We start from the raw sequence: 12,989 nt of genomic DNA, 5'->3' as shown, positions 1-12,989 counted from the left end.
TGTGACCGATACCCGAGACCTCTTCAGCGCCGTCCCGCGTTCCGAGTTCGACACCCCCGGCAAGAGCCGAGGGCTGATCGATGTCGTGCGGTGGCGCTACCTGCTGCGCCTTCTCATCCGCACCGGCGTCACGACGCGCTATCGCAACTCGGTGCTGGGCTGGACGTGGTCGTATGTGCGGCCTGCCGCGCAGTTCCTCGTGTTCTGGGTCGTCCTCGGGCTGTTCCTGCAGATGGACCGCGGCATCGAGAACTACGCGATCTACCTCTTCAGCGGGATCGTCGTCATCAACCTGTTCTCCGAGGGCTTCAAGAACGCGACCACATCGATCGTGGGCAACGCCGCTCTTGTGCGCAAGGTGTTCCTGCCACGGCAGCTGTTCGCCGTGTCTGCGGTGGCGGTCGCCTTCGTCCACTTCCTGCCGCAGGTCGCGCTGCTGCTGGTGGTGTGCCTGGTGCTCGGCTGGATCGTCAACATCTCGCTCCTCTCGGTGCTGGCGATCTTCGCCGGCATGGCGATCGTGATGGTCTTCGCGCTGGGTCTCGGGCTGCTGTTCGGCGCCATGAACGTGCGCTACCGCGACGCGGAGAACATCGTCGAGCTCCTGCTGCTGCTCGCCACGTGGGCATCCCCCGTGCTGTACGCCTGGTGGCAGGTGCAGGAGGCGATCGTCGACCTGCTCGGATGGCCGCAGTGGGTCGTCGAGCTCTACATGCTCAACCCGATCACGCAGGGTGTCGAGCTCTTCCACTACGCCTTCTGGCGGCCGGTGACACCGGGTGCGTTCGAGATCCCGCCCGGACTGGCCTGGAACACCCTCGCGACCTTCATCATCGCCGTGGCGACCCTGCTGCTCGGTCAGCTGGTGTTCCGCCGCCTCGAGGGAAGGTTCGCGCAAGACCTATGACCCAGCAGACGGCGATCAAGCCCAGCATCATCATCGACGGTGTGCGCAAGCGCTTCACGCTCAACCACGCCTATTCGCTCAAGGACACCGTCGTGTCCTGGATCAAGCGGCGCAAGCTCACGAGCGAGTTCGAGGCTCTCAAGGGCATCGATCTCTCCATCGGGGAGGGCCAGTCGGTGGCCGTCCTCGGCCTGAACGGCTCGGGCAAGTCGACGCTTCTCAAACTGATCTCCGGAGTGATGGAGCCCGATGAGGGCGAGGTGCTCACGCGCGGACGCGTGGCGGGCCTCATCGAGGTGGGTGCGGGCTTCCACCCCGAGCTCTCCGGCCGCGAGAACGTCTTCCTCAACGCCGCGATCCTCGGCATGAAGAAGAGCGAGATCGAGGCGCGCTACGACGAGATCGTCGCCTTCAGCGAGATCGAGGCGTTCATCGACCAGGAGGTCAAGCACTACTCCTCCGGCATGTTCATGCGCCTCGCGTTCTCGGTCGCCATCCACGTCGAGCTCGACGTGCTCCTGGTCGACGAGATCCTGTCGGTGGGCGATGCGCCCTTCCGCGAGAAGTGCCGCCTCAAGTTCGAGGAGCTCATCGCCGATCGCAAGACGCTGCTCATCGTGAGCCACGATCTCGAGATGGTCCGCGAGCTGTGCGACCGCGGCATCGTGCTCAACAAGGGCGAGGTGGTCTACGACGGTCCCATCGAGGGAGCGGTCCGCCTGGTGGAGTCGTGATCGCTGCCTGGGCAGGCGCATCGCCCGTACTCCTCGTCGCGTTCGCCGTCGTCTTCCTGCCGGGTCTTGCCATCGGCGCCGCCGGGAGGTTGCGTGGGCTGACGCTGTGGGCGCTCGCGCCGGTCCTCGGCGTCGCGGCATTCGCGGGGCTCGCTCTCGTCTACGGTGCGGTGCGCGTCCCCTGGTCGGCGCTGACGATCGTCGCCGGCCTCGCGGTGCTCGCCGGAATCGCCTGGCTCGCCGGGCATTGGCTGGGGCCGCGCCGAACCGGACCGAGGCCGGCAGGCCGCGGCATCCGCCTGCTCGCCGCCGGGCTGGTGATCGGCATCGCGCTGACGACGGTCCGCTTCGTGATCTACGTGCACGACCCCGCGGCGATCTCGATGACGAACGACGCCGTGTTCCATCTGAACGCGGTGCGGCACATCCTCGAGACCGGATCGGCGTCGTCGCTCCAGGTGAGCTCGGTGGTCGGCAGCCGCGGCTTCTACCCGGCGGCGTGGCATGCTCTCGCGTCGGCGGTCGTGCTGTTCACCGGTGTGGAGATCCCGGTCGCGGCCAACATGGTGTCCCTCGTCATCGCGGCGGGGGTGTGGCCGGTCGGCGTCACCTGGCTCGCGCGGCGCATGGCGGGCGCAGGATCGATCGTGGTGCCGCTGACGGCCGCCCTCTCCGCCTCGCTCGTGGTCTTTCCGATGCTGATGTTCCAGTGGGGCGTGCTGTACTCGTTCGCACTGTCGCTTGCGCTCGTCCCGGCGGTGGCGGGCCTGGTCGTCGGCTCGGCGGCGTGGATGACCGCCGATTCTCCGGTCGCCGGTCGCGCGCGCTCGGCCGTGCTGCTCGGCGTGCTCCTGCTCGCGGGGCTCGGCGCGATCGCGCTGTCACAGCCCGCATCTCTGCTCACGTGGGCGATCATCGCGGTGTCGTGGTTCACCTGGTGGGCGGTTCCGGCCGCTTTCGCGACGAAGGGCCTGACCCGCGGGGTCCTGCTCGTGGCCGCCGCGGCGGCGCTGGCCGTCTTCGTCGCGCTGTGGATCGTGCTGTCCCGCGCCACCTCCGGCTCTCATTGGCCGCCGTTCCGCACCAAGATCGAGGCGGTGCTCGACGTGCTGCTGAACGGGCCGGTGCTCTTGCCGGTGATGGCCGGTGTCAGCATCCTCATGCTCGTCGGCGTGGTCGTCGCGGCCCTCCGCCGTGAGCTGCGCTGGCTCGCGACCGCCTGGGTGGTGCTCGCCGGTCTCTACGTGGTCGCCGCCTCGATCGGCAATCCGCTCCTGCGCCGGATGCTGCTCGGCGCCTGGTACGCCGACCCGTACCGCATCGCCGCCGCGTGCGCGGTCGTCATCGTGCCGCTCGCCGCCGTGGGTCTGGCGTGGATCGCCGGCTGGGCGACCCGCGCCATCTCGCGCCGGCGAGGGGCGGAGGCCGACGCTTTCGGTGCGCGGTGGGCGTTGGTCGCCGTGGCGTCGCTCGGCGTCGCCGCTCTCATCGCCGCGCCGATGATCCAGATGCGCGCGGTCACGCAGGGCACCGTCGACGCCGAGTCGCGCTACATCACCCCCGACTACCTGTCACCGGACGAGCGAGCGCTGCTCGAGCGGCTCGACGAGCACGTCGGCGAGGGCGAGCGGGTCATCGGCAACCCCTCCACCGGGATGGGATTCGGCTACATGCTCAGCGGCCGCGACGTCTTCCCCCGCACGTGGGCGCACCCGCGGACGCCGCAGTGGCAGCTCATCCAGAACGACCTCCGCGATGCCGGAACCGACCCGGAGGTCTGCGAGGCGCTCGAGACGTACGGGTCGCCGAGCTTCGTGGTGGACTTCGGGCTGGGCGAGAGCACGCCGGGCCGCTACGAACTCCAGGGGATGACCGACTTCGATGACAGGCCGGGCTTCGAGCTGGTCGACCGCGAGGGCGACGCGTCGCTGTGGCGGATCACCGCATGCGAGCCGTGAGCGCGAGCCGGTCGCGACTAGGATTGCGTGATATGCCCGCCCCCGTGCAGAACCTGCTCGTCGTCGTTCCGGCGCTGAACGAGGAGGAGTCGGTCGCGACGGTGGTGCAGAGCGTCCGTGACGCGGTGCCCGCAGCCGTCTGCCTCGTGGTGGACGACGGGTCGACCGACGCCACCGCCCGTGTCGCGCGCGAGGCCGGCGCCGTCCTGCTCCGATTGCCGTTCAACCTGGGTGTCGGAGGAGCCATGCGCGCGGGCTTTCGCTACGCACGCGATCACGGCCATACGGTCGTGGTGCAGGTCGATGCCGATGGACAGCACGATCCGCGCTACATCCCCGAGCTGATCGCCCGGCTCGACACCGCGGACGTCGTCATCGGCGCCCGGTTCGCGGGCGTCGGCGACTACGGCGCGCGGGGACCGAGGCGCTGGGCGATGCGGGTGCTGGCACGCGCCGTCAGCGGCGTCGCCGGGCATCGCCTCGACGACGTGACGAGCGGCTTCAAGGCCAACGGTCCGGCAGCGGTGCGCCTGTTCGCCGACACCTATCCGGCCGAGTACCTGGGCGACACCGTGGAGGCGCTCGTGATCGGCGCCCGCGCGGGCCTTCGTCTCACACAGCTCCCCGTCGCCATGAGGCCGCGCCAGGCGGGGGCCCCGTCGCACCAGCCGTTGCGCGCCAGCGTGTACCTGCTGCGCGCGGGCATCGCCTTCCTCCTCGCGCTCCTGCGCCCGCGTGTGCCGATTCCTGCCGAGGTGGCCTCATGAATCCGATGACGTACGCCTTCGGCATCGCCGCCGCACTGCTGGCTCTCGTCGCGATCATCGAGCTGATGCGGCGTGCGACCCTGCGCGAGCGTCACGCGGTGTGGTGGCTCGTCGGCGGTGTGATCGCCCTTGTCGTCGCGATCTTCCCGCAGACGCTGACGTGGGCGGCCAGGCTGCTCGGCATCGCGGTTCCCACCAACCTGGTGTTCTTCATCGCGATCGGGCTGCTGTTCCTCGTGAGCCTCCAGTACGGCGCCGAGCTCACGCGCGTGGAGGACAAGATCCGCACGCTGGCCGAGCAGAGCGCGTTCCACGAGCAGCGGCTGGCCGAGCTCGAGCGCGCCGGCCGCAGTGGCGGGGCCGACGCCGCGGCCACACCGACGCCACCGGCGGAGACCGCCGCCGATGACACGGCGGACGATCGCTCGGACGGACGGCGATGACGGCACCCGCCGCCGGCCGCCCCGCGGTCGTGATCGCGTCGCGCCTGTTCGTGCCCGAAGTGAGCGCGGGCGCGTTCCGGCTGGGAGCGCTCGCGCGCGGACTGTCGGATGCCGGCGCCGACGTCGCCGTCATCACCACCGCGCCGCCCCCTCACGCACCCGCGACCCCCGATCCGAACGGTGTCGCGGTCTCCCGCTGGCCTGTGCTGCGCGACCGCGGCGGGAACGTGCGCGGCTATGTGCAGTACGCGAGCTTCGATGCGCCGCTGGTTGTGAGAATCCTCTTCCGCCGCTGGCGCCTTGCGGTCGCGGAGTCGCCGCCGACGACAGGACTCGTGGTCGCCGTCGTGGCGGCACTGCGACGCCGTCCCTTCGCGTACTACGCGGCGGATGTCTGGACCGACGGCGTGAAGTCCATGGGCGCCTCGGCTCCGGTCGTCGCGGTGATGCGCTGGATGGAGCGCGCGGTGCTCCGGCGCGCAGCGGTCACGCTGTCGATCTCCGACGAGGTGACCGACAGGCTCGTCGCGCTGGGAGCCGACCGTGACCGGGTCGTCGTCGTCGGAAACGGCGTCGACACCGCGGTGTTCTCGCCCGATCTCACGCCGGCCGCGCACGACCGCTATTTCGTCTACACCGGCACGATGTCGGAGTGGCAGCGCCCCGACATCTTCGTCCGCGCCTTCGCCTCGATCGCGGACGAGCATCCGGACGTCTCGCTCCGCTTCTTCGGCCAGGGCGCTGTCGAGCGCGATCTCCGCGCCCTCGCTGAGCGGCTGGTGCCCGGGCGGGTGACCTTCGGCGGCGTGGTCGGTCCCGCCGACGCCGCCTCGTGGATCCGGGGCGCGACCGCTGCCCTCGTCAGCATCGCCCCGGGCATCGGGTACGACTTCGCCCGGCCGACGAAGACCTACGCAGCCGCGGCATGCGGCACCCCGGTGCTCTTCGCCGGTGCACGATCGGGTCGTGAGCTCGTCGCCGAGGCGCAGCTGGGGGAAGCCGTCGGCTTCGACGCGGACGAGGTCGCCGACGCGATGCGACGACTGCTCGCGGCCGCCGAGTCCGGCGAGACGGACCGCCGGCGTACCGAGCGCGCCCGCTGGGCTCTCGAGCATGTCTCCCTCGCGGCGGTGGGTCAGCGTGCCGCCCGGGCGGTGCTGTCGGCACTCAGCAGGCGGCCATGACCGCCGGATACAATCGACCCGCACCGCACGCCGGCCTGCGGCCTGGTGCAAGGAGCCCCCTACCGTGACACACTCTTCCGCCGTGCGCATCGTCGACTCGGCCGACGTCTCCTCCGACGCCACGATCGGCGACGGGTCGTCCATCTGGCACCTCGCCCAGGTCCGCGAGCAGGCGGTTCTCGGTCGCAACTGCATCGTCGGCCGCGGGGCGTACGTCGGCACCGGCGTCGTGATGGGCGACAACTGCAAGCTGCAGAATTACGCCCTCGTCTATGAGCCGGCGCGCCTCGGCGACGGCGTGTTCATCGGACCCGCGGTCGTGCTGACCAACGACACATACCCCCGTGCGATCAATCCCGACGGGTCGCTCAAGAGCGCGCACGACTGGGAGCCCGTGGGGGTCACCATCGAGACCGGTGCGTCCATCGGCGCGCGGGCCACGTGCGTGGCGCCGGTCACCATCGGCGCCTGGGCGACCGTCGCGGCCGGCGCGGTCGTCGTGAAGGACGTCCCCCCGTACGCGTTGGTCGCCGGCGTGCCGGCGCGGCGCCTGGGCTGGGTGGGCAGGGCGGGAGTGCCGCTGACCCGCGACGAGCCCGACGGCCCCTGGATCTGCCCGGCGACGGGTGCCCGATACATCGAGTCCGACGGACTCCTGACAGAGGAGAACGCGTGAGCGAGTTCATCCCGCCCGCCAAGCCCATCATCGGTGACGAGGAGCGCGAAGCGGTCGACCGCGTGCTGCGCAGCGGCATGGTCGCGCAGGGGCCCGAGGTCGCCGCATTCGAGCGCGAGTTCTCCGAGCACTTCGTGCAGGGACGCCCGGTCGTCGCCGTGAACTCCGGCACGGCCGGCCTGCACCTCGGCCTCCTCGCCGCGGGCGTCGGGCCCGGCGACGAGGTCATCGTGCCGTCGTTCACGTTCGCCGCCACCGGCAACTCGGTCGCCCTCACCGGCGCGACCCCGGTCTTCGCCGACATCGAGCCCGAGACGTTCACCCTCGATCCCGCCGCGGTCGAGGCATCCATCACCTCCAAGACCAAGGGCATCATGCCCGTCCACCTCTACGGCCACCCCGCCCGGATGCGCGAGCTGGAGGCCATCGCGGCGAAGCACGGCATCGCGCTCTACGAGGATGCCGCGCAGGCGCACGGCGCGTCGCTCGACGGGCGGCCCGTCGGCACGTTCGGCGCGTTCGGCATGTTCTCGCTCTACCCGACGAAGAACATGACCAGCGGCGAGGGCGGCATGATCTCGGCAGCGGACGACGAGATCGCGCGTACTGCGCGTCTGCTGCGCAACCAGGGTATGGAGCGCCAGTACGAGAACGAGGTCATCGGCTTCAACGCCCGCATGACCGACATCCACGCCGCGATCGGACGTGTGCAGCTGACGAAGGTGGATGCCTGGACGGCGACCCGCCAGTCCAACGCCGCGTTCCTCGATGCGAACCTCAGCGGTGTCGTGGTGCCGCCGGTGCTCGACGGCGCCGTCCACGTCTACCACCAGTACACGATCCGGGTCGCCGACGACCGCGACGGCTTCGTCGCCGCGCTCAAGTCCGAGCACAACGTCGGCAGCGGCGTGTACTACCCGATCCCGAACCACCGGCTCCCGTCGCTCGCGCATTTCGCGCCGGGACTCGACCTCCCCGCGACCGAGACCGCAGCGCGCGAAGTGGTCTCGCTCCCGGTGCACCCTTCGCTGTCGGGAGGCGACCTCGAGCGCATCGTCGAGGCCGTCAACGCCGTCGCAGGAGCAGGCGCCTGATGGCCGCTCTGCGAGCCGGCCTGCTCGGCGTCGGCATGATGGGGCGTCACCACGCGCGCGTGCTGCGCGAGCTGGACGGCGTCGACCTGGTCGCGATCGCCGACCCCGGAGGAGACCCGCACGGGGTCGCGGGGGACCTCGCGATCCTCCCCGACATCGACGCGCTCATCGCCGAGGGCCTCGACATCGCCGTCGTCGCGGTCCCGACCCGCTTTCACGAGGCTGCTGCGCTGAAGCTGGCGGAGGCCGGCGTGCACACCCTGGTCGAGAAGCCCATCGCCGACACGGTCGAGGCAGGGCAGCGCATGGTCGACGCGTTCGCCGCTGCCGGTCTCGTCGGCGCAGTCGGGCACATCGAGCGCTTCAATCCCGCGCTGCAGGAGCTCCGCCGTCGCATCGAAGCGGGCGAGCTCGGCGCGGTGTACCAGGTCGTCACGCGCCGGCAGGGGCCGTTCCCCTCGCGCATCGCGGATGTCGGAGTGGCCAAGGACCTCGCGTCGCACGACGTGGACCTCACCGCCTGGGTGGTGCAGAGCGACTACGAGCGCGTCTTCGCCCAGACGGCCTTCAAGAGCGGCCGCGAGCACGAGGACATGATCACGATCACCGGGCGCACCGCATCCGGCGTCATCGTCAACAACATCGTGAACTGGCTGAGCCCGATGAAGGAGCGGGTCACGGTGGTCACGGGGGAGAAGGGCGCGTTCGTCGCCGACACCTCGACGGGAGACCTCACCTTCTACGCCAACGGCACCATCCCGCTCGAGTGGGAGTCCGTGTCGTCATTCCGGGGCGTGTCGGAGGGCGATGTCACCCGCTACGCCTTCGCCAAGCGCGAGCCGCTGCGGGTGGAGCACGAGGCCTTCCGCGACGCCGTCCTCGGTGTGCCGACCGACGTCGTCACCATGGAGCAGGGACTGCGCACCCTCGCCGTCGTCGAGGCCTCGCTGGCTTCGGCGCGCACCGGCGAGTCCGTGCGCTTCTGACCGATGGTCCAGATCGTTCGCACCCTCCGAAGGCTGCTGCCGCTGCTTCCGGCATCGGCCAGCAGGTTCCTCCTGGTGTTCGGGATCGTCTCGGCGGTGCTCGCCATCATCGACGTCGCGGCGCTCATGACGCTGGCCGTGGTGCTGGCCGGCACCGTCGCCGGCGGCGTCCAGCTGCCCCTGGTGGGCGCGATCCCCCAGGACCGGGTCATCTGGCTGATCCTGGTGCTGGCGGGCGTGGTCATCGCGAAGTCGGCGGCCAACGTCTGGCTGCAGTGGATCGCGACCCGCCGCTTCGCCACCTACGAGCTGGCCGTCGGCCAGGAGCTGTTCGGCGCGTACATCCGCTCATCGTGGACCGATCGGATCTCGCGCAACAGCGCCCAGATCGTCGCGATGACCGACAGCGCGATCGCTAACGTCGTCGCCGGGTTCCTCCTCCCGGTGACCACACTGCCCGGCCTGATCGTCACGGCGGTCGGCGTCGTCGCGATCATCGTCGTCGCCCAGCCCCTCACCGCCGTCATCACGACCGTGTATCTGGGCGGCATCGCGCTGCTCCAGTACCTCGTGCTGACGGGCAAGACCCGCCAGGCCGCTCGCGTCGCTCGGGACTCGTCACTGCGCGTGGCCGCCCTGATCTCGGGAATGATCGCCTCCCTCAAGGAGATCACGCTGCGCGACAAGGCGGACGAAGTCGCGGACGTCGTGAGGGCGACGCGTCGCATGACCTCGCAGGCGCGCGCCAACGCGAGCTTCCTCTCGGCCGTGCCGAGGTTCATCTTCGACGCGGCGATCATCGGTGGATTCGTCGTTGTGGGCGGCGCCGCCTACATCGCCAACGGCGGCGACATGGACGCCACGATCTCGGCAGTCGCCCTGTTCGGCATCGCCGGCTTCCGCCTGGTGCCCTCGCTGACGGGCTTCCAGACCGTACTCACCCGGACGGTCACCGCGGGCCCGTACATCGAGCTCGTCATCGCCGATGTCGAGGCATCCAAGAAGTTCCACGCCGACCGCGAGGAGCTCGGGCGTGAGCCGCTGCCGGCCGCTCCGCGGAAGCTGGAACTCGACGACATCTCCTTCTCCTTCCCGGGCAGCGACATCCCGGCTCTTCGCGACGTCTCGGTCGAGATCCCGCTCGGCAGCAGCGTCGGCATCGCCGGCGCCTCCGGTGCGGGGAAGTCCACCCTCATCGACCTCATCCTCGGCCTGCTCACGCCGACGTCCGGGGTGATCCGCATCGACGAGCGGCCGCTGACCGACGTGCTGCGGGCCTGGCGCGAGCACGTGGGCTACGTACCGCAGGAGGTGACGCTGTTCGACGGAACCATCGCGCAGAACATCGCCCTCACCTGGACCGACGACTACGACCGCGCTCGCGTCGAAGAGGTCGCCCGACGTGCCCAGCTGTGGAGCGTCATCGAGGGTCGGGCCGACGGACTCGACACGCGCGTGGGAGAGCGTGGGCTCAGTCTCTCGGGCGGCCAGCGCCAGCGCCTCGGCATCGCCCGGGCGCTCTACTCCGATCCCCTCATCCTCGTGCTCGACGAGGCGACGAGCGCCCTCGACACGAAGACGGAGTCCGACGTGGCCGAGGCGATCCGCGGGCTCCGCGGCGACGTGACGGTGATCGCCGTCGCGCACCGTCTGAGCACCATCCGCGAATCGGACCAGATCCTCTTCCTCAGCGACGGCGAGGTCGCCGCGCAGGGGACGTTCGACGAGGTCGTGGCCGAGAACACCGACTTCGCGCACCAAGCGCGTCTCGCCGGGCTCGCGTGAGGAGCGGGACGACGCTGCGGCGCCTCGCGGTCCGGGCAGCCCGTGCGGTGCTGGCGCTGGTGCCCGACCCGGTGCTCGGGCGGATCCTCCCCGGAAGGCTCGGCTGGCGCGTCCATCCGCTGCCGGTCTCGCAGGCGCCCGACGGCGACGTGCGGCTGCTGATCGCGCCGGTGAACTCTGCGGGTCAAGGCTTCCGCTGGGCCCGCGCCGCCGAGACCCTTCCGGGGGTCGGTGCGGCCAACCTCGAGACCACCAGTACGGGGATGGCGGCCTTCGGGTTCCCGGCCGACACATCGGTTCCCGAGGGGGCCTTTCTGTTCGCCCGCGGCTGGCAGCGCAGGCAGCGCCACGCGGTGCTCGGCGGGTTCACCCACGCCATGCTCGAATCCGGTCGCTACCTATACGGCACCGACCCGGGCCGGACCCCCGTTCAGGTCGCCCGCGACACCGAGCGGCACGGCGTCCGCGTGGCGCTGCTCTGGCACGGCAGCGACATCCGCCTGCCCAGCGCGCACGCCGCCTGGGAGCAGGACTCGCCATTCGGGGAGCGTGGCGCGTACCCGTCGGACTCCACGCGGATCCTCGAGGCCAACGCCCGCGCTCACCGTCGAATGGTCGAGGACTCGGACTTCCCGGTCTTCGTATCGACGCCAGGACTCCTCGACGTGCCGCGGTCGAGGTGGCTCCCTGTCGTCGTCGACCCGGCGCGCTGGCGTGCCGAGCACTCTCCGCTCACCGGCGCCGTGCCGGTCGTGGCCTACGTGCCGAGCAACTCACCGCTGAAGGGCGGGCCGCAGGTCGACGAGCAGCTCGCCGCCCTCGAGCGCGAGGGACTCATCGTGTACCGGCGGCTCGAGCGCATCCCCGCCGAGCAGATGCCGGACGTGTACCGCCAGGCCGACATCGTCCTCGACCAGTTCCGCATCGGCGACTACGGTGTCGCGGCGTGCGAGGCGATGGCTGCGGGCCGGCTCGTGATCGGGCACGTCCACGCCGATGTCCGCCGCACCGTCGAACGCCTGACCGGGCACGAGCTGCCGCTCATCGAGACCCGCATCGATGAGGTCGGACCCCGCATTCGCGAGATCGTCTCAGACCCGGCGCGCTGGGCCGCCGTCGCCGCGGCAGGTCCCGCGTTCGTCGACGCGGTGCACGACGGCGCAGCATCGGCGCGGGCGATGCGGGAGTTCCTCCTCGGCGACTCGGCGGGCCGGCACGCCTCCCGCTGATAGGCTTCGACCTGGTCCGCGACCGCCCTTCCCGTCGTCGCGACGCGCGACAAGATCCTCTGGAATTGCCCGTGAACGACAGCCCGCGCCCGCGGATCCTCTGCATCTCCTTCTCCGACATCCGCGCCGACGCGCGTGTGCTGCGGCAGCTCGACGTGCTCGCGCGGCATGGCGAGGTCACCACGCTCTCGTACGGAGAGCGACCCGACGCCGCGCACGATCACCTGCAGATCGACAGCGCGCTGCCGTCCCTTCCGCAGACGATCCCGGGCGTCCTGAAACTCGGCCTGCGCCGCTACCGGTCGGTGGCGCTCGACGCCCCCGCCGTGCGGGCGGGGAAGGAGCTGCTCGCTGACCGTGAGTTCGACATCGTCGTTGCGAACGAAGCCCGCGCACTTCCGCTCGCGAGCGTCGTGGCCGGCGCTCCGCGCATCTGGTGCGACCTGCACGAGTGGGCGCCGGCAGAGCGCTCTCACGTGCTGTCGTGGCGGCTGCTGGTGGCGCCGTTCATGGACTGGGTATGCCGCACGTACCTCCCCCGGATCGACGCGAGCACGACGGTGAACCAGTCGATCGCGACCATGTACGAGGAGCGCTTCGGGGTGCGCATGGGCATCGTGCGCAACGCGATCGCGTATCGGCCCGACCTCTCTCCATCGCCGCTCGCCGACGACCGCATCAGGCTCGTCCACAGCGGCGGCGCCGTCCCCGGGCGGAACATCGAGGCGATCATCGACGCGGTCGATCTGCTCGGTGACGCGTACTCCCTGGACCTGTTCCTGATCCCGTCTCGCCAGGGCGACAAGTACTGGCAGCGCCTCGTCGACCGCATCCAGGCGAGCCCTCGGACCACGCTTCATCCGCCCGTCGCGCCGGACGACCTTCCGGACGCCCTCAACACCTACGACCTCGGCGTGTTCATCCTCCCCCCGCACACCCCGAACCACCGGCTGATGCTGCCCAACAAGTTCTTCGACTTCGTCCAGGCCCGCCTGGGGATCGTGTTCGGACCGTCCGTCGAGACCGACCGCCTCATCCGCCGCCACGACCTCGGTGCCATCACGGCGGATTACTCCGCCGCCGATCTGGCCCGCACATTGCGGGGGCTGTCACCCGATGACGTCCGGCGATTCAAGCAGAACGCGGACGACGTGGCGGAGCTTCTGTCGTCGGAGGCCGACGTGGCGGTGCAAGAGGGCATCCTCACACGCCTTGCCACCGCCTGA

12 protein-coding genes are annotated in these 12,989 nt (G+C 70.5%); all 12 read left to right on the top strand.

All coding sequences use genetic code 11. From position 1 onward, the window contains the following. Position 1 precedes the first annotated feature (1 nt). Entirely contained in the window at positions 2-907 is a 906-nt protein-coding gene (locus tag MK786_RS11480; protein WP_241112371.1) for an ABC transporter permease, read from the top strand. Next, a complete protein-coding gene (locus tag MK786_RS11475) occupies positions 904-1,641 on the top strand; it encodes an ABC transporter ATP-binding protein (RefSeq protein ID WP_241112370.1) in 738 nt (245 codons plus the stop codon). Before MK786_RS11480 ends, MK786_RS11475 begins: the two co-directional genes overlap by 4 nt. Continuing rightward, the gene (locus tag MK786_RS11470; RefSeq protein WP_241112369.1) at positions 1,638-3,599 is read left to right on the top strand and encodes a DUF6541 family protein; all 1,962 of its coding nucleotides are present in this window, start codon (positions 1,638-1,640) and stop codon (positions 3,597-3,599) included. The genes MK786_RS11475 and MK786_RS11470 overlap by 4 nt, the downstream gene beginning before the upstream one ends. A gap of 32 nt (positions 3,600-3,631) precedes the next feature. Then, the gene (locus MK786_RS11465) at positions 3,632-4,366 is read left to right on the top strand and encodes a glycosyltransferase family 2 protein (RefSeq protein WP_241112368.1); all 735 of its coding nucleotides are present in this window, start codon (positions 3,632-3,634) and stop codon (positions 4,364-4,366) included. Then, positions 4,363-4,809: a DUF2304 domain-containing protein gene (locus MK786_RS11460; RefSeq protein ID WP_241112367.1), complete on the top strand. Its 447-nt coding sequence runs from the start codon at positions 4,363-4,365 to the stop codon at positions 4,807-4,809. The genes MK786_RS11465 and MK786_RS11460 overlap by 4 nt, the downstream gene beginning before the upstream one ends. Further along, a complete protein-coding gene (locus MK786_RS11455) occupies positions 4,806-5,993 on the top strand; it encodes a glycosyltransferase (protein ID WP_241112366.1) in 1,188 nt (395 codons plus the stop codon). Before MK786_RS11460 ends, MK786_RS11455 begins: the two co-directional genes overlap by 4 nt. Before the next feature lie 64 nt (positions 5,994-6,057). Beyond that, a complete protein-coding gene (locus tag MK786_RS11450) occupies positions 6,058-6,669 on the top strand; it encodes an acyltransferase (protein ID WP_241112365.1) in 612 nt (203 codons plus the stop codon). Continuing rightward, positions 6,666-7,763 (top strand): DegT/DnrJ/EryC1/StrS aminotransferase family protein, encoded by a 1,098-nt coding sequence (locus MK786_RS11445; protein ID WP_241112364.1) that lies wholly within the window; start codon positions 6,666-6,668, stop codon positions 7,761-7,763. Before MK786_RS11450 ends, MK786_RS11445 begins: the two co-directional genes overlap by 4 nt. After that, entirely contained in the window at positions 7,763-8,749 is a 987-nt protein-coding gene (locus MK786_RS11440) for a Gfo/Idh/MocA family protein (RefSeq protein WP_241112363.1), read from the top strand. Before MK786_RS11445 ends, MK786_RS11440 begins: the two co-directional genes overlap by 1 nt. Positions 8,750-8,752: 3 nt before the next feature. Then, a complete protein-coding gene (locus MK786_RS11435) occupies positions 8,753-10,534 on the top strand; it encodes an ABC transporter ATP-binding protein (protein ID WP_241112362.1) in 1,782 nt (593 codons plus the stop codon). Continuing rightward, positions 10,531-11,763 carry a hypothetical protein gene (locus MK786_RS11430; RefSeq protein ID WP_241112361.1) on the top strand — a complete coding sequence of 411 codons (1,233 nt, stop codon included), beginning with the start codon at positions 10,531-10,533 and terminating at the stop codon, positions 11,761-11,763. The genes MK786_RS11435 and MK786_RS11430 overlap by 4 nt, the downstream gene beginning before the upstream one ends. A gap of 71 nt (positions 11,764-11,834) precedes the next feature. Continuing rightward, positions 11,835-12,989, top strand: a complete 1,155-nt coding sequence (locus tag MK786_RS11425; RefSeq protein WP_241112360.1) for a hypothetical protein — start codon at positions 11,835-11,837, stop codon at positions 12,987-12,989.

This window comes from Microbacterium sp. CFH 31415, assembly GCF_022538185.1.
Taxonomy (GTDB): domain Bacteria; phylum Actinomycetota; class Actinomycetes; order Actinomycetales; family Microbacteriaceae; genus Microbacterium.
This window is presented reverse-complemented; position numbering and strand designations above follow the sequence as displayed.

Excerpts from the sequence above, each read along its gene's own strand:
- MK786_RS11435 (WP_241112362.1), top strand. The coding sequence starts at position 8,753 with ATGGTCCAGATCGTTCGCACCCTCCGAAGGCTGCTGCCGCTGCTTCCG.
- MK786_RS11455 (WP_241112366.1), top strand. The coding sequence starts at position 4,806 with ATGACGGCACCCGCCGCCGGCCGCCCCGCGGTCGTGATCGCGTCGCGC.
- MK786_RS11440 (WP_241112363.1), top strand. The coding sequence starts at position 7,763 with ATGGCCGCTCTGCGAGCCGGCCTGCTCGGCGTCGGCATGATGGGGCGT.
- MK786_RS11475 (WP_241112370.1), top strand. The coding sequence starts at position 904 with ATGACCCAGCAGACGGCGATCAAGCCCAGCATCATCATCGACGGTGTG.
- MK786_RS11460 (WP_241112367.1), top strand. The coding sequence starts at position 4,363 with ATGAATCCGATGACGTACGCCTTCGGCATCGCCGCCGCACTGCTGGCT.
- MK786_RS11465 (WP_241112368.1), top strand. The coding sequence starts at position 3,632 with ATGCCCGCCCCCGTGCAGAACCTGCTCGTCGTCGTTCCGGCGCTGAAC.